Below are 16,745 nucleotides of genomic sequence, written 5' to 3'. Positions count from 1 at the left end.
CCAATTCCGGTGGCCTGCTAGGGGGGATGACTTGGTTAATCTTGTAGATTTGAATCGTCATCGGCCAAGAAGGTGTTTAGGACTTCTTCGACCATATCCCATTCCTCATCGTCTTCGATAGGAAAAAGATCTCCCGAGCTGGCATCCCCGTTTGCATCCGGCGTAAATGAGAAAGCCTGGATTTCAACTTCCTGATTATCGCTTTCGCTGGCAGGGTATAAAAGCACGTAGCTTTTGCCATAATCTTCGGAATCAAACGTGAATAAAACCTGATAGAGCTCTTCGTTGCCCTTTTCATCGATCAGCGTAATCTGCTGATTGTCATCGCCGGGCGTTACATGTTCGTTATTCGCCATCTTGCTTCTCCTTAAATACAGGCGGAACCTGTGTTGCCACCTGCCATGATTATTGCTTCGTCAAGGGACCTTTTGCATCCAGATAATTTTGTAGAATCATCTGAGCAGCCACTTTATCAATGACCTGCTTTTGCCGCTTACGGCTGGCGTCTGCTTCTTCAATCAGCATGCGCGAAGCCTCAACGGTTGTGAGCCGCTCATCAATAAAGTCAACTGGCAAACCAAACGTCTCTTTAAGTAAATCACCATAAGCCTGTGACTTTTCTGCGCGTGGTCCAATTGAATTGTTCATATTTTTGGGTAAACCCAAAACAAAGGCGGTCACTTCATATTGCTTGACCAACTCTTTGAGGCGGGCAATCCCAAACTGTTGTTTATCTTCATTGATCCGAATAATCTCCAGACCTTGTGCCGTCCAGCCTAAAGGATCACTGATCGCTACCCCGACAGTCCGAGAACCGACGTCCAACCCCATTAAGCGCATTAAGCTTGCTCCTTGCCAAGATAGTTTCGAACAAGCTCTTCAATGATCTCGTCGCGCTCATGTTTCCGGATCAGGTTACGCGCATCATTGTACCGAGGAATATAGGCTGGATCCCCAGAAATCAGATACCCCACTATCTGGTTGATCGGGTTATAGCCTTTTTCCTCAAGCGCCTTATACACAGTTTCCAACGTTTCGTGAACATTTTTCGGATTGTTATCTCGAAAATCAAAGTGAACGGTTTGATCTAATGTGCTCATTCTTACACCTCTATTCTATCCGCTTCACAGACCATTTTACTTGAAAGCCAGGCAAATGTACAATTCCTGAGCAAAAGTAAGTAAAAAGTCAATGAAAGCGTCTGTTACACCCAATCATCATCCTCGTCATCCCAATCAGCCAAGCCGATCACCTGTTTAATCTTATCAGGATGCACTGGAAAATGAATCGGCGGCATAACCTGCGCATCGACAACCTCACCATGCAGCGTACGCCCTTCATTTCCCACCGGAACGATGACCACGTCGCCTTCCTGCAGTCCAGGCAAATCGGTTTTATACAAATAATCCTTGGACCCTTGCCGGAAGTTGACTTTAATGTAATGCATCAACTGCGGACCGAGTTGATAAGCTTCCTGCAGATCACGTCGTTCACCGATCCGCCGAAAATTCTGAATGGCCGCAGTGACTGTCTGCCATAACTTCTTCATCTTCAAGTCGGTTTCAGCATTCACTTGAAGTTGCGTTGGCTCGCCGTGCGGATACTTTACCGTCAATACCAGAATCGCTCGCGGCCGCTGAGCAGGATCGACAGTGATGGCGGTTAAATCGCCTAAACCAGCCACAGCATCGGTCACCTTTTTAGCTAAGGATGCTACCAGCTCAGGGTCATGATAGACAACATCATGATCGGAAAGCGGCTCGGCGTAGGCAGTTTTCAGAACCACTTGATTATTCAACGCATCAATCAGGTACGTTCGCCGATAACGTAATTGCCGATTTAAAAAGCGGCCCGGTCCATCGAACTTCGGCAACTGGATGGTGCCAAAACGGACATAATCCATCTGCCACGCTGTAGGCGGCAAAAAATGACCGCCGGGAACGGTAACGGCATACTTCAATAAACTAAGCAAGGTTTCAAAATTTTCAGGAAGTGGCTGACCGCCTTCGTAGCGATCCTTCTGACCACCATCGTCAGTGATCGTCAATTCCCAGCGCGTGTCAGCCAGCATCGGTGACTTTTCAGCTGACGGTTTGCGCCAGGCATTGAAGTCGAGCGCGGATAGTTTGGCAATAAACGCCGCAGCATCCGCTCCTGTCAATTCATTCTCGGCCGCTCCTTCCAGCGTTGTCGGATCAACAATATAATCTATGTTAACCAGGTTATCGCGACAGACGACTTGATAAACCTCCCGCGTCCCCAAGAAATCGGTTAAGGCCAACCGCAACGCTCTCATGCTACTCACCCCCAATGGAATCGTTTTCTTCATTCTACCATGAATCATCGCGCTCATAACGCCAAAAATAAAATGCGTCAGGGTTCGACTAACAAAATAACTGTTAGCGAATTCTGACGCACGGTACAACTATTTAAATGGCATTCAAGAGGATCAATTTAGGCACTGAAGCTGACCATGATTACCAGTAAAACGACTTCAGTTTACTAAGCTTGTTGGCCAATAACCTCCTTGGCTTCGTTTAAGGCTGCCCCGATGCCAGCCGGATTCTTGCCGCCTGCTTGAGCCATGTCCGGACGGCCACCACCGCCACCGCCAACTTTTGGCGCGATGGCTTTGATCAGGTCACCTGCTTTGATGCCGGCTTTATTCGCGGTTGCATTGGCTGCTACCAGCAAGTTTGCCTTGCCATTGGCTTCCGTTCCCAGCACAAGTACATCCGATGCGTTTTTGGTTTTCCATTCATCAGCCAATTGTCGCAGCTCGTTCATCCCGGCAACTTGAACCTGTTTGGTAATGATCTTAAAGTCACCAATCGTTTCAGCATGATCAAAAATACCAGCCGCAGCCTGGGCAGCAAGTTTTGCCTGCAACCCACCCACTGTTTTCTGCTCGGTTTTAAGATCAGCCTGCAGTTGGGCAACCTTGCTTGGCACGTTTTTCACCTGATCAATCTTCAGATGATCTGCGGTTTCTCTCAGCCAATCCTGTTGTTGCGTCAGATATTCATAAGCTTCCTTAGAGGTCACAGCTTCGACCCGGCGAATACCGGCACCGATACCGGATTCACTGGTGATCTTGAATAATCCTAATGCATTGGTATTGGTTGGATGCGTGCCGCCGTCGAATTCCTTGTTATAATCACCAATCGACACAATCCGCACGACATCGCCATATTTGTCCCCAAACATAGCAATCGCGCCAAGTTTCTTGGCCTCTTCGATTGGCATCTCTTTCCAGGTAATCGGCAAAGCATCCCAGATTTTCTGATTAACAATCGTTTCGACTTCGCGGAGCTGTTTCGGGGTTACCTGCCCGAAATTCGTAAAGTCAAACCGCAAGTAATCCGGTTCGACTAATGAACCTGCTTGGTGAGTGTGCTCGCCCAAAACGTCGCGCAGTGCCTGATCAAGCAAATGAGTCGCCGTATGGTTAAGCGATACTTTCTTCCGCCGCAGCCGATCAACACTCAGCCAGTATGCTTGGCCTTTTTCCAACTTACCGTTAACCGTCACCGTATGCAGATTCTGGCCATTGGGTGCGTGTTGGACATCGGTCACTTCTGCCAATACCGTTCCGTCTTGCGCCTTAATTTGTCCGTGATCGGCTACCTGGCCGCCCATTTCCGCATAAAACGGGGTTTCGTCAAAAATCAACTGCGCCGTGCCATCACTGACATCATTCTGCAGCTGATCATCAACGATAATGTCCTGCAAGGTCGCATGCTTATGATCCAATTCGGTCCAGCCGGTAAATTTACTTGGGGTTGTAATGTTCATTAAAACCGTATCCTGACTGCCCATCGACTGGCGATCGCCGCGCGCTTTACGAGCCCGATCACGTTGCGCGGCCATGTTCTTTTTGAAGCCGGCCATATCGACTTGCAAGCCTTCGTCCTGCGCAAACTCATTGGTCATTTCAACCGGGAACCCGTATGTGTCAAACAACTTGAAGGCATCGGCACCGGAAATTTCTTTCTTGCCGGTTTTCTTCAATTCGGCAATGATCTGGTTCAACAGATTGACACCGGCATCCAACGTCTGACGGAATCGCGTTTCCTCGGATTTGATCACCTTTTGAATAAATGGTTGGTTAGCCAGAATCTGTGGGTAATAGCTCTTCATGATTTCGCCGACAACCGGTACCAATTGATACAGAAAATCGTGATCGATGCCTAATTTTTTGCCATTCAGAACCGCACGCCGGATCAGCCGCCGCAAGACGTAACCGCGACCTTCGTTACTTGGCAAGGCGCCATCACCAATGGCAAATGTCACCGTCCGCGCGTGGTCCGCGATGATTTTGAATGAAACATCATCCTGCGCATTGGCACCGTACTTCTTACCGGCACTCATCTTTTCGGTTGCCTTGATAATCGGCATGAACAGGTCGGTTTCAAAAATCGTTGGTGTCCCCTGAATCACGGCAACCAAACGTTCCAGCCCCATGCCGGTATCAATGTTCTTATGTGGCTGCTCGACAAACCGGCCGTCTGGCAGATGATTCAACTCTGAAAAGACAATGTTCCAGATCTCAACATATCGCGAGTTTTCACCACCGGGATAATTTTCAGGATCATCTTCAGCAACATTGTTAAAGGATTGACCGCGGTCGTAAAAAATTTCGGAGTCCGGACCGGATGGACCTTCACCAATATCCCAGAAATTATCTTCCGCTTCAACGATGTGATCGTCAGGAACCCCGACCTTGCGCCATAGCTCTTTAGTTACCTTATCTTTTGGATAAACCGTAACGTACAGACGCTTAGGATCAAATCCGAACCATTTAGGGCTCGTCAGTAACTCCCACGCCCACGGAATCACTTCTTTTTTGAAATAATCACCAACCGAAAAATTGCCTAGCATTTCAAAAAAGGTTAAATGCCGCGCGGTTTTCCCGACATTCTCAATATCATTGGTTCGAATCGACTTTTGGGCATTTGTAATCCGCGGATTATCCGGCACCACCGAGCCATCAAAATACTTCTTCAACGTCGCAACACCGGAGTTGATCCATAACAAAGTCGGATCGTCGACCGGAATCAACGAAGCACTTGGTTCAACAGCATGACCTTTACTCTTAAAAAAATCCAGAAACATTTGGCGAATCTCGCCACTTGACATCTTTTTCACTTTGGCACTTCCTCCTCTGGGCTGGTAAGCACGTTAACACAAAAAGCACCATTGCTGCCAAGGGCGCTTACACGCGGTACCACCTTGGTTGCAATGATGCGACTCATTACCACTTCATTAATATTCGTTCAACTGATATCAGGGAGCACATCTTAGCCTGGCGCAACCGTTCTCAACTAACGCGGTTGTTTCTGTCTCACACAGGGGTCGACGCATGTCCTAACGGTTTTTCATTATAGCTTTTCTGAAAAGTGGGGTCAACTCACTTTGTTAAGGAGCATGAAGGCTTGGCGACTAATTCACCGTAATTGTCGCAACCCGTCGATACACGGCAGATGACAAATCTACTTCACCTGGAACCTGATAAAACGGCGATAACGCCAATGCCTCTTTTGCTGTCGGCTGTGCCGTTAACGCCGTGCTTTTTTGCAAGTCTTCGACAATTAGCTCACTACCGGTTCGTTTAACCGGAATGGTCAGGCCAAAGCGGTTAGGCAAATACCGCGGCATTTCCAGTGGTAGCGTATTGCCGAATGGAAACAGGCTGGGATTCCCGCCACTTTGCAGGTATTCATATTGATCCTGAGTCGGCAGACGGAAGCCAAAATAGCTCAATGACTTGCTCAAATCAGCCTTACGCCACGATTTAACGATACTGACCTGATAATGGTGGGCACTGGCCAGTCGCAATTTAACATTGCCGCTCGTCAGGGTTGCCGGCCAGCCGGTTTGCGAAAACGGATCAAGGCTGCCATGACGATCCAGTAATGCCAGTACCTGCGCACGGATTGCCGCATATGCCATATGGTTGCCCTTGAAAATTCGGGTGGTCAAACTAACCCGTCCCAAAATCTCCTCATTGGCTGGCGTTGCCCTTGTTGCGACCAACATAGGAGGCATATCGGTTTTTCTAACCGGCGAAAGCAGCTGTTGAATGTCAGCCAGAGTCAAACCGCTTTGCGCCAAGTAAGGGGCCAACTCTTCCTGCAGATCCGCGGCGAATCCCAGACTGACATTCGTCATTCCTGGAACCAACCGCACCCACTCACCACCGATCATCGCTTCAAAAGTGTGAAGTGTCTGACCGTAAAACGTAGCGGTCACCGGACGAATCGCGTCAACTGTCAGCAATGGACTTAAGAAATAGCGAGTCAGCTGTTGAAAAATAAAGCGCTGCCGTTTTTCATTCAGGGTATTCCATGTCGGCAGCGTCAACTCGTTTACGGCCATATTTTTTATCCTCGTTTGCGGTTTTTACGTTTTTCAGCTAATAAGGCTTCGCGACGGGCAACTTTGGCATTCCGTTTACGTTCCAGTAGTGCAGCGGTACGAATTTTCTTACGATAGTTTGGCATATGCTTTTGCTTGGCTTTTTTGACTAAGCCGCGCATCGCCAGACTCGTTTCTTCCTGCTTAGGCTTACGGTGAACGCGCCGATTCCGATCATACGTGTCAACCAGTTCGCCTTTGTGTAAGGTCTTAGGCGCAAACTTGATACCCATATGCTCTAACTCGGCGACCTGGTCTTCCTGTCCCGGTTCATAAAGCGTGATCGCCGTACCGGCCATACCATTTCGTCCGGTCCGTCCCACTCGATGAATAAAGAACTCCAGATCCCGCGGAATCTCGGCATTAATCACCATCGAAACCCCTTTGATATCAATGCCACGCGCAGCCAAATCAGTCGCAACTACGTATTGATATTTAAGATCAGCCACTTCTTTCATGATGCGCCGGCGTTCACGCGGCTGGACGCCACCATGAATCTTGGCAACTTTCAACCCTTGATGTTTCAGGTAATCATGAATCGCATCCACGCTGGTTTTGGTATTGGCGAAAATCAACACCAGAAACGGATGGCCCATCGTCACAAGCTGATAAATCAGTTCGTTTTTATCCTGTCCTTTAGCAGCAATCAGAATATTCTCAACGGTGTCAGCGATGACGGACTGTGGTTTGAGTTCAATCATTGTGGGGTGATGCATGTATTTACGCAGGAACGGTTCGAGTTTTTGCGGAATGGTGGCAGAAAAAACGGCCATCTGCAAATTCTCCGGAAAACTAGACGCAATCGCATCGACAGTCTCCAGAAAACCCATGTCCAACGTCATATCGGCTTCATCAACGACAAAATGCCGAACCGAAGCCGGCACTAAATCATAACGTTTTATCATATCTAGAATCCGCCCCGGTGTGCCAATGGCTACATGTGGCTGATGATGCTGCAGTTTGTCAATCTGCTTTTGCTTATCCATCCCGCCGACTAACCGACTGATCCGAATCGCTGGCTCCGTTTGGGTCAGTTGTTGGGCAACCGCATAAATCTGATTGGCCAGCTCGCGGGACGGTGCCGTGATGACCACCTGAGTTGCATCCTGTTCAGGATCGACCATGCTAAGCAACGGTACCAAAAAGGCGTGGGTTTTCCCGCTGCCTGTTTGACTCTGGCCCACAAGATTCTCCCCGCGCAATAAGGCCGGAATCACCTTTTTTTGAATCGGCGTCGGTTGCGTGATCCCCATAGCATCAAGGCCGGCGATCACGAACGGTTTGATTTGGTATTGTTTAAATTGATTCTCCATAATGCCTACTTTCCTGAAGTTGAATAGTCTTTGACCAATTGATCAAGTTGCGTTTCGATTTGAATCACTTCGTCAAAATTAGCGGCTTTGGCACCGCTGGCCAAGGGATGCCCTCCGCCATTGTGCGCTTTTGCGAGTGTATTGATAATGGGCCCCTTAGAACGTAAATGAACTCGGTACCCGCCTTCTGCCTGTTCGATAAATTCGGCCCAGGCGACAACAATGTCGAGTCGGCCAGGTGTTCCGACCACGGCACTTACCTGATCGTCTGCTAATTTCAGATCCTCAATGGCAGTACGTGGCACGGTGACGCTCGCTGCCCCGGCCGGACTGATCTTCAAATGGTCAATCACATACCCTTGCAGTCGGGCTTGGGCCAATGTGACCGTGTTCATCCGATTGTTAATCGCAGTCGGATCAAAATCTTTTTTAATGAGCTCGGCGGCTACCTGCAGCGTATGCGGCGTCGTGTTATTAAAAAGGAATCGGCCGGTATCACCGACAATGCCGGCATAAAGCATTCGTGCCGCTTGATCCGATAATTTTAACGTGCCGTCGCTGGCAGCGATAAGATCGTAAATCAGCTCGGATGCCGAGCTAGCATCGTTATCGACCCAGGTAAGATCGCCGTAAGCATCATCATTAGGGTGGTGGTCGATTTTAATCAGCATTTTCCCTTGATTAAAGCGCGTATCCGAAATCCGCGGTGTGTCAGCTGTATCGGTCACAATCACCAGTGCGTCCTTATAAACATCATCGCTGATGGTTTGTTCCTGCGCCAACCAACTTAAATTCCCGGTATCGCTGCCGACTTGATAAACCTGCTTGTCCGGAAAACCCGCGCGAATGGCTTCGGCCAAGCCAACTTGGGATCCCAATGCATCCGGATCCGGGTTCACGTGCCGGTGAATAATAATGGGATTATTGGCCTTAATGGCGTTGATAATATCGGTTTGAATCATGTTTGATCAATTCCTTTCTAGTAACTGACAGGTCACAACCGCCTTAGCCACCTGAACCCCATCGCTGAGGACGTCGACATCGACGGTGGCATCATGACGTGTCAGTTCAAGTACGCGTAGCAAAACGGTCACAATGCTTTCCAGTTGTACAGGGCGGAAAGTGGTCAGATTCACACCTTCAACCAACACATTTCGCCGCCCGCTAGCGTGGAGATACCTTGTGGTGCAGCTATTGATGGCTTCAGCAAGGACCCCAAAACTCATCGTCCCCAACGCATTGGTCATCGCTGGCACCGTTTTGAGTTCAAACCCGCCACCGTACGGCTTTTGCGGTGTAATCGCCGTCAATTGGGCACTGACTTGATCCGCAATGGTATTGGACAATTCCCGACTATGCGCAATCCCGGTCAAACTGGAAAAGACGGCATTGCGCGTCACAATTCCGAGTAGATTCCAACTGTCATCAACCACCGGCATCGCATTCATACCGTTATCCTGCATTGTGTGCCCGACTGTGGTAACACTCAAATACGGTTTTACGGTTTGCGGATCTTTTTGCATTAACCGCTCGATCGGCACGGTTGGTTTTTTGCCAGCTGCCAATGCCGGACGCATTAATCCAACTAGGCGACCGTTGCGGGTGATGACCGGTAACGGATAATGCGGATCCGTCATGGCCAAGTAATCGCCCACGGTTGCTTCAACGCCGATCGTTTCGATCTGAGAAAGTGGGGTATAAATCGCGGCAACCGTTAAAATATCCTGCTTAATCGCTTGATCGGACAAAGCCCGATTAATCATTGTCGCCACGGTAAACGTGTCATAAGCGGTCTGCAGCACTGGCAGCTGCTGATTATCCGCTAAAGCAATAATCGCCGGACTGGTTTCAAATCCCCCAGTGATTAACACCGCAGCACCGTCTTCAAGTGCCAGGCGCTGAACGTCTTCACGATTTCCGACAATCAGCAATGAATTACGCGTAATATATGGCCGCATGGCGGCCGGCGTCATCGCACCAATCACGAACTTATCGAGCTTCTTATCCATGCCGGCATGACCGCCTAAGACGTTAGCATCAATCAAATCAACTAACGTCTTAAACGTGACGGATTCAATTGGATTTAACGGCTTTTGTTCGATTCGGATCGTTCCGACTCGGGCAATTGTGGAAACGAAACCGGTATTCTCGGCTTCCTTAATCGCCCGATAGGCAGTACCTTCACTTACCTTCAAATGTTTAGCAATTGATCGAACCGAGATTTTCTTGCCGACGGCTAAATTCGCAATATAATCCAGAATCTGCTCATGCTTTGTTGCCATACCATCACCTCATTGCAATCTATCGTTAGTATACCATAGCTTTGGCTGTACTATGACAGTATGGGAACAGTACCATTCGGCCACAGGCGGCATGACAATGAAAGCAGTTCCAATCCTCATCCTAATGGCAAATCAATATTTTCATACTGTTTAGGATCGAGGCCGGTCACGGTAATGCCCAGCAGGCGAATCGCTAACTTTGGTAACTTGACGCTCTGCCAAAGTTGCCATGCAGCGGCAAAAATATCCTGTTCATTTTCAAAATAATGATCCTGGGTTAAGCGTTTTGTCTGAGTGATAAAATCGACATCCCGAACTTTAAGGACAACGGTCTTGCCATGCATGCCTTTTTGATTCAAAGATGTGACCACCATCGCCGCCAGTTTACGCAGCTGGGTCTGGACACTCGCAGAATCAGTCAGCGGCGTGCCATACGTTCGTTCCTTGCCAATCGACTTGGCGGTCCGCACTGCCACTGGGCGATTATCGACGCCACGGGCATGCTGGTACAAGACAAAGCCCATCTTGCCAAACATCCCCAGTAGCTGATCCTGTGATAACGCACGTAACGTTTTGCCATTAGTCACGCCTAGATCCGTTAATTTTGGCAGCGTCTTTTTTCCAACGCCGCGAAACTGTTTAATCGGTAAGCGATCCAAAAACAGTAATGCCTGTTCCGGTAGCACCACGGTCCGACCGTTCGGTTTGTTATAGTCAGACGCCTGTTTGGCAATGAATTTGTTGTAAGAAATACCAATGGAGCTGGTCAGTTGCGTGGCCTGACTGATTTGATCCTGCAACCATAAGGCAAGCGCAATGGTACTGGGAAAAGCGTGATTGGCCGTCACATCCAGATATGCTTCGTCAAAGGCAACCGGTTCAATTAAATCCGTCACCTGATGAAAAAAGGCGTGAATTTGTGCTGAGACAGCCTTGTATTTAGGAAAGTCCGGTGTTTTAAACACCAGTTCCGATCGCGGCACCAGTTGCAAGGCTTCATTAGCAGGCATAGCCGAGTGCACGCCATAGCGCCGAGCCACATAATTAGCCGTCGTCACAACGCCTTTCCCACCGGTCGTGCGCGGATCTCGCGCGATCACCAAGGCTTTGCGTCGCAGTTGCGGGTTATCGCGCATTTCAATCGAGGCGTAAAAAGCATCCATGTCGAGATGGATAATCTTTCGGGACGTATCATTTTGTAAAGGTAATTCGAATAGTGCCATGTGTCCCTCCTTACGGTGATTGAAAAGCGATTGTGCTTACTTAACTATGGTGGACGGGAAGCTTTCTATGTTGGGCGAATAAGTCTGGCTTTCTATAACGCGAACGCGGTCGCTGGCGCAGAAGCCTGCGTGTAAGGACCTCGAAACCAAATGACCAAAGACCAGCCATTTGGTTTCGAGGCCGCTTACACTCCGGCTTCTAACCGCGCCAGCTCACGCTCACTAAAAAAGAGACCATAACCTTTCCGGCCACAGTCCCTTCTCACTGCAAATTAGTCTTAATCAGCCATTTGAACACGGTGCGGCTGCCAGAACCATTCGCGGCCGTCGCGCGACAACAAATCAAACGCTGCCTGTGGTCCCATGGTTGCGGCCGGATACGTCGGCATGTTCGGTTCTTGTGACCAGGCAGCCTGAATGGCATCAATGAAGTGCCACGAAGCCGACAATTCGGACCAATGGGTAAAGTTGGTCTGATCGCCTTCCAACACGTTGTTGATTAACCGTTCATAAGCCTCCGGTGCTGCAGCCGCTGCCTTTGGATCATGACGGTAACGCAATTCATCCGGTTCAATGGTGAGGCCAGTTCCCAACGCCTTGCCGTTTAGTTGTAACGAATAGCCTTCACTTGGCTCGATATAAATCGTCAAAGTATCCGGTTTGCTGTCGGCGGATTGGCCGAACAACGGCGCAGCGACTGGCTTGAAGGTCAGTGTCAGCTGCGTCGATTTGCGCGTCAAACGCTTGCCGGTGCGAATATAAATCGGAACGCCTTGCCACTGCGGCATATCCAACATAATTTTTCCGGCCACAAATGTCGCGGTTTGTGAATCAGCCGCCACGCCTTCTTCCTCACGGTATCCGCGAACGGCTTTCCCATCGACTTCAGCGCCGACGTACTGGGCGCGGACAAAATTGGCTTTCGCTGTTGCCAGATCATAGGGCTTCAACGCCGCGAACACTTTATCCTTTTCCGCCAAAATATCATTGGTGGTAAAGGACTTCGGCTTGTCCATGGTGAGATAAGACAGCACCTGCATCACGTGGTTTTGCACCATGTCCCGCAGTGCACCAGCCTTTTCATAATAGCCGGCCCGTTCCTCAACACCGACCGCTTCTGCCAACGTAATTTGAATGTTGTCGATATACTTCTTATTCCAGATGCCTTCAAAAATCGTATTGTCAAACCGAAACGCCAAAAGATTCTGAATCATCTCTTTGCCTAAGTAATGATCAATCCGGAAGATCTGATCATCGTCAAACGTTGCCGTTAACGAGTCGTTCAGTTCTTTGGCGCTGGCGTAGTCATGGCCAAACGGTTTTTCGATAATGAGCCGATTAAACCCGACATCTGTCAACAAATGTTCGGACTTGAGATGGCTGGCAATGGTTTCGAAGAAGTCCGGTGCCATCGCCATGTAAAAGACCCGGTTGCCACCCGTCGCAAACTGATCATCCAACTTAGCCGCCAGATTTTTTAGCGTGATGTAATGATCCGCATCGGTGACATCATGGCTTTGATAAAAGAAATGTTGGGCAAACGCGTGTGCTTGCGCCGGCTCGGGGTTAAGCCCGGCAATCGCGGTTTCAACCACCTCATGGTAATGTTCATCGCTCCATGGTCGCCGGGCAGTCCCGATCACGGCAAAATGTTCAGCCAACACGCCGCGGCGATAAAGATTAAACAATGCGGGATATAGCTTACGCGAAGCCAGATCCCCTGATCCTCCAAAAATAATGATCACAGCGCGTGATTCTTCTGGCATGTATACGACCCTGCTTTCTCAAAACCTGATTACAATTCAACAAATATATGCGCAGCGCGATCAGCATCGACCGCCAATTCTTTTCCAGTCCGATCCAATTTAATGACCACCGCATCCAGCGTTTTTGCAGTCACTGTAAAGGCATCATCAAGTCGCAAATCAATTTTGACGGTGTAATCAATTAACGAGACTTCATCGATTAGCCGTTCGATATGACCGCGTTGGCCAACTTCCATTGCACCCAAAGTGACCCGACTCTGCTGGATATAGTGGCCTTCAGCATCCGGAATGACGCCGCCATGTGGGCAGTATTCGGGATTCCCCAACATCGCGGACAACCGCTTGGCCATCTCCGGTGTCAGCGCATGCTCGAGTTTCTCCGCCTCCTGATGAACAGCATCCGGCGAATACTTCAGGCACTTAACTAAAAACACTTCCCAAAGACGATGATTACGCACCAAAATAGCCGCTTTTTTTCGGCCTGCCGATGTCAACTGGATTCCCTGGTAAGGCGTGTGCGCGACCAGTTTTTCTTCACCCAGTTTATTGATCATCTCACTGACCGAGGCAGCAGAAACATGCATCCCCGCAACGATTTGCTTATTAGAGACCAATTCGGTGTCACCGCCGATCTCAAAAATCAACTTAAGATAATCTTCTTTATTCGGTGTCATTTTACGTCCTTACTTTTAATTTGCAGTCACTGTACTACATTATGCCATGACTTGCGCAAAAAAACACGTCAATTTCATGACGTGTTTTGGCAGATCGGCACAAAAGGTTAATCTGATGAACCATTGCCGATCATCGTGAAATGATTAGCATGCGCTCGCCTAGAAAGTCGATTCTGTGCCTTCGTATTCATCGAGAATGATGTGCTTCAAATCACTGATTAATGGTTCTTGTGGATTGGTGACTGTGCAGTTGTCTTCGTAAGCAAGTTCGGCAAGCCGATCAACCTGTTTGTCCAGATCAGCTTTTTTAACTCCTTGATCCTTCAGACTCAACTTGATGCCAACGCTGTGTGCCAGTTTGATGAAGGCCTGAACGTAGCTTTCTACCAGTTCATCGGTGGTTTTACCTGGCAAGCCAAGATAACGGGCAATTTCTGCATAATCTTCGTTAGCGCGGAAGTAACTGTACTTAGCCCAGATAGCGCGCTTCTTCGGCTGACTGGCATTGAAACGGATCACGTGTGGCATGGTGATCGCAATGCAACGGCCATGAGGGAGATGGAACGCCTGACCCAACTTGTGGGCAATACTGTGGTTAATTCCCAGCAGTGCGTTGGCAAAGGCCATCCCGGCAATCGTTGAAGCATCATGCATCTTGGATTTCGCAGCGATGTCGCCGTGATAACTCTTTTCGAGGTTTTCAAATACCAACTTGATTGCTTCGAGGCTCAAACCCTTGGTGTAATGGGTCGCCATAGTGGATACATAGCTTTCAGTTGCATGGCAGAGAACATCGAGACCGGAGTCGGCGACAACCACTGGCGGTACGGATTCAATGAATTGACTGTCCACAATCGCGATATCCGGGGTCAGCGCATAATCGGCTAAGGGATACTTGATGCCGGCTTTCGAATCCGTGATAACCGCAAATGGGGTAACTTCAGAACCGGTACCGGAAGTCGTCGGGATGCAAACCAGCTTGGTCTTGTTCAGTTTCGGGAAGGTGTAAGTCCGCTTACGAATATCCAGAAACTTTTGCTTAGCCCCGAAGAAGTCGGCATCTCCTGCATCGTTGAATAAGCACATACCCTTGGCAGCATCCATCACCGAGCCGCCGCCGATAGCAATCACGGTGTCTGGACCAAATGATCGCATGATATCGGTTCCTTTGAAGACAGTGTCGGTTGATGGATCAGGTTCAACATCAACGAAGGTCTGCACCTGAACCGGATTTTCCCGGCGTGCCAGCACATCTTCAATGATCTTCACGAAACCCAGCTTTTCCATGCTGCGGTCGGCAACGATGAACGCCCGCTTAATGCCTTCCATGTGTTCCAGATAGCGAACCGAGTTTTTTTCAAAATAAATCTTTGGCGGCAATTTCATCCATTGCATATTGTTGCGCCGTTTTGCCATGGTCTTGATATTCAGCAAGTCAACTGTCCCCACATTGTGCGAAATCGAGTTGCCGCCATAAGAGCCGCAGCCCAGCGTCAGACTAGGAATCATTTCGTTATAAAGGTCCCCAATCCCGCCGACAGAAGATGGCGTGTTGATCAAGATCCGGCAAGCCTGCATGGCATCGGCATACTTCAAAGCCAAGTCTTCATCTGCCGTATGAATAACCGCTGTGTGCCCTAACCCGCCAATGTCCAACATAGTTTCGCATTTCTTGAAGGCATCTTCATGTCCGTCAGCTTTGACCATGGCCAAAACCGGGCTCAGCTTTTCGCGGGAAAGTGGATACTTCGCGCCCACGCCTTTAAGTTCAGCGATCAGAATCGTGGTACCTTCCGGAATTTGAATACCGGCCCACTCGGCGATCTGCTTCGGACTTTGACCGACAATGCGCGGGTTGACACTTTGCTTTTCAAGATTGATCACGGTGCTTTCAAACTTCTTCATGTCTTTAGGTTGGACAAAATAAGCGCCTTGGGCTTTGAATTCTTTCTTCACAGCATCGTAAATGCTGGAATCAACAATCGCTCCTTGTTCGGAAGCACAGATCATACCATTGTCAAAACTCTTGGAAAGTACCAGGTCATTGACGGCCTGTTTGATGTTGGCACTGGCTTCGATGTATGCCGGGGCATTCCCTGCACCAACCCCTAAAGCAGGCTTGCCAGAAGAATAGGCGGACTTAACCATGCCCGGGCCACCTGTTGCCAGGATCGTCGCAATGCCTGGATGATCCATCAGAGCCTTGGTCGCTTCCATGCTTGGTACCGGAATATACTGTAAAGCGCCTTTTGGCAATCCGGCTTTTTCAGCTTCTTCACGGATGACTTCCAGCGCACGCGCTGAAGACTTTTGGGCCCCCGGGTGGAAGGCGAAAATAATCGGATTACGGGTTTTGATTGAAATTTCGGATTTGAAGATTGTGGTAGAAGTCGGATTCGTCACCGGAGTTACCCCGGCAATGACCCCGATCGGTTCGGCAATCGACACCAAACCGCGTTGCTTATCTTCATTGATCACACCAACCGTCTTATTGTTCTTAATTGAATGCCAGATTTCTTCGGTGGCAAACATATTCTTGATGGCTTTATCTTCCCAAACTCCACGGCCGGTTTCATCAACGGCGAGTTTTGCCAATTCCATATGATGATCCAAGCCGGCAATCGCCATCCGATGAACGATGTGATCGATCTTTTCTTGATCAAAGGTTTTCATAATCTTCAAAGCTGAGTGCGCATTGGCAACCAGTTCGTCGATCATTTGCTTCACATCAACTTCAGTAGCAGTTTTCGCGGTATTCTTAAGCATGAGCTTACCTCCAAGCATTTCGCAGAATTTTTGTTAACCATTTCACAAGAAGATCATAACCGATTCATGTGAATTTGTAAACAACTTTGGTGAACTTTTTCACGAAAAAATGCTTGCTCATTGCTATTAGCGGAGTATCAAGGATTAAAAGCGCTTTTCACTTTGTATTTTTTTGAACTTGATCGCCGGGAATTACGAGTGATCGACAATTTGATCAGAAATTACGTGCTCGTAGTCACAGAAAACTCTATGTAAGCGCTTCCGTTCTTGCTCAAAAAAAGAGCCAGCAAGTGCCCGCTCTTGT

The 16,745-nt window shown here is 48.9% G+C and carries 13 protein-coding genes; all 13 read right to left on the bottom strand.

Features of this window, described 5'->3' with window-relative positions:
• Positions 1 to 35: 35 nt before the first annotated feature.
• Positions 36 to 356: a DUF1292 domain-containing protein gene (locus LHUE1_RS09235; RefSeq protein ID WP_010493750.1), complete on the bottom strand. Its 321-nt coding sequence runs from the start codon at positions 354 to 356 to the stop codon at positions 36 to 38.
• A 49-nt stretch (positions 357 to 405) separates the two neighbouring features.
• Positions 406 to 840, bottom strand: a complete 435-nt coding sequence (gene ruvX, locus LHUE1_RS09230) for a Holliday junction resolvase RuvX (protein ID WP_010493748.1) — start codon at positions 838 to 840, stop codon at positions 406 to 408.
• The gene (locus tag LHUE1_RS09225; protein WP_003564007.1) at positions 840 to 1,100 is read right to left on the bottom strand and encodes an IreB family regulatory phosphoprotein; all 261 of its coding nucleotides are present in this window, start codon (positions 1,098 to 1,100) and stop codon (positions 840 to 842) included. The genes ruvX and LHUE1_RS09225 overlap by 1 nt, the downstream gene beginning before the upstream one ends.
• Positions 1,101 to 1,204: 104 nt before the next feature.
• Positions 1,205 to 2,296, bottom strand: coding sequence for a hypothetical protein (locus tag LHUE1_RS09220; protein ID WP_087911723.1), 1,092 nt, complete (start codon positions 2,294 to 2,296; stop codon positions 1,205 to 1,207).
• A 206-nt stretch (positions 2,297 to 2,502) separates the two neighbouring features.
• Positions 2,503 to 5,148: an alanine--tRNA ligase gene (gene alaS / locus LHUE1_RS09215; RefSeq protein WP_277848352.1), complete on the bottom strand. Its 2,646-nt coding sequence runs from the start codon at positions 5,146 to 5,148 to the stop codon at positions 2,503 to 2,505.
• Positions 5,149 to 5,442: 294 nt separating this feature from the next.
• Entirely contained in the window at positions 5,443 to 6,378 is a 936-nt protein-coding gene (locus LHUE1_RS09210) for a hypothetical protein (protein ID WP_049171153.1), read from the bottom strand.
• Between the two features lie 5 nt (positions 6,379 to 6,383).
• Complete coding sequence (locus tag LHUE1_RS09205; RefSeq protein ID WP_049171155.1) at positions 6,384 to 7,730, bottom strand: DEAD/DEAH box helicase; 1,347 nt, start codon at positions 7,728 to 7,730, stop codon at positions 6,384 to 6,386.
• A 5-nt stretch (positions 7,731 to 7,735) separates the two neighbouring features.
• A complete protein-coding gene (locus LHUE1_RS09200; RefSeq protein WP_049171156.1) occupies positions 7,736 to 8,692 on the bottom strand; it encodes a DHH family phosphoesterase in 957 nt (318 codons plus the stop codon).
• Between the two features lie 6 nt (positions 8,693 to 8,698).
• Entirely contained in the window at positions 8,699 to 10,012 is a 1,314-nt protein-coding gene (locus tag LHUE1_RS09195) for a DRTGG domain-containing protein (RefSeq protein ID WP_025012316.1), read from the bottom strand.
• A gap of 116 nt (positions 10,013 to 10,128) precedes the next feature.
• Positions 10,129 to 11,235: a DNA polymerase IV gene (dinB, locus tag LHUE1_RS09190; RefSeq protein ID WP_049171159.1), complete on the bottom strand. Its 1,107-nt coding sequence runs from the start codon at positions 11,233 to 11,235 to the stop codon at positions 10,129 to 10,131.
• A 278-nt stretch (positions 11,236 to 11,513) separates the two neighbouring features.
• Positions 11,514 to 13,001 (bottom strand): glucose-6-phosphate dehydrogenase, encoded by a 1,488-nt coding sequence (gene zwf, locus LHUE1_RS09185; RefSeq protein ID WP_070650289.1) that lies wholly within the window; start codon positions 12,999 to 13,001, stop codon positions 11,514 to 11,516.
• 29 nt (positions 13,002 to 13,030) lie between these two features.
• Complete coding sequence (locus tag LHUE1_RS09180; RefSeq protein WP_010493697.1) at positions 13,031 to 13,675, bottom strand: metal-dependent transcriptional regulator; 645 nt, start codon at positions 13,673 to 13,675, stop codon at positions 13,031 to 13,033.
• 159 nt (positions 13,676 to 13,834) lie between these two features.
• Positions 13,835 to 16,441: a bifunctional acetaldehyde-CoA/alcohol dehydrogenase gene (adhE, locus tag LHUE1_RS09175; RefSeq protein ID WP_049171572.1), complete on the bottom strand. Its 2,607-nt coding sequence runs from the start codon at positions 16,439 to 16,441 to the stop codon at positions 13,835 to 13,837.
• Positions 16,442 to 16,745 lie beyond the last annotated feature (304 nt).

The sequence above is a fragment of the Lacticaseibacillus huelsenbergensis genome, assembly GCF_029726355.1.
Taxonomy (GTDB): domain Bacteria; phylum Bacillota; class Bacilli; order Lactobacillales; family Lactobacillaceae; genus Lacticaseibacillus; species Lacticaseibacillus casei.
The sequence above is the reverse complement of the archived record's forward strand: the minus strand, read 5'-3'. Positions and strand labels throughout refer to the sequence as shown.

Coding starts and splice junctions, on each gene's coding strand:
- LHUE1_RS09180 (WP_010493697.1), bottom strand. CDS start 13,675: ATGACACCGAATAAAGAAGATTATCTTAAGTTGATTTTTGAGATCGGC.
- LHUE1_RS09200 (WP_049171156.1), bottom strand. CDS start 8,692: ATGATTCAAACCGATATTATCAACGCCATTAAGGCCAATAATCCCATT.
- dinB (WP_049171159.1), bottom strand. CDS start 11,235: ATGGCACTATTCGAATTACCTTTACAAAATGATACGTCCCGAAAGATT.
- ruvX (WP_010493748.1), bottom strand. CDS start 840: ATGCGCTTAATGGGGTTGGACGTCGGTTCTCGGACTGTCGGGGTAGCG.
- LHUE1_RS09210 (WP_049171153.1), bottom strand. CDS start 6,378: ATGGCCGTAAACGAGTTGACGCTGCCGACATGGAATACCCTGAATGAA.
- LHUE1_RS09195 (WP_025012316.1), bottom strand. CDS start 10,012: ATGGCAACAAAGCATGAGCAGATTCTGGATTATATTGCGAATTTAGCC.
- adhE (WP_049171572.1), bottom strand. CDS start 16,441: ATGCTTAAGAATACCGCGAAAACTGCTACTGAAGTTGATGTGAAGCAA.
- LHUE1_RS09220 (WP_087911723.1), bottom strand. CDS start 2,296: ATGAGAGCGTTGCGGTTGGCCTTAACCGATTTCTTGGGGACGCGGGAG.
- LHUE1_RS09205 (WP_049171155.1), bottom strand. CDS start 7,730: ATGGAGAATCAATTTAAACAATACCAAATCAAACCGTTCGTGATCGCC.
- zwf (WP_070650289.1), bottom strand. CDS start 13,001: ATGCCAGAAGAATCACGCGCTGTGATCATTATTTTTGGAGGATCAGGG.
- LHUE1_RS09235 (WP_010493750.1), bottom strand. CDS start 356: ATGGCGAATAACGAACATGTAACGCCCGGCGATGACAATCAGCAGATT.
- LHUE1_RS09225 (WP_003564007.1), bottom strand. CDS start 1,100: ATGAGCACATTAGATCAAACCGTTCACTTTGATTTTCGAGATAACAAT.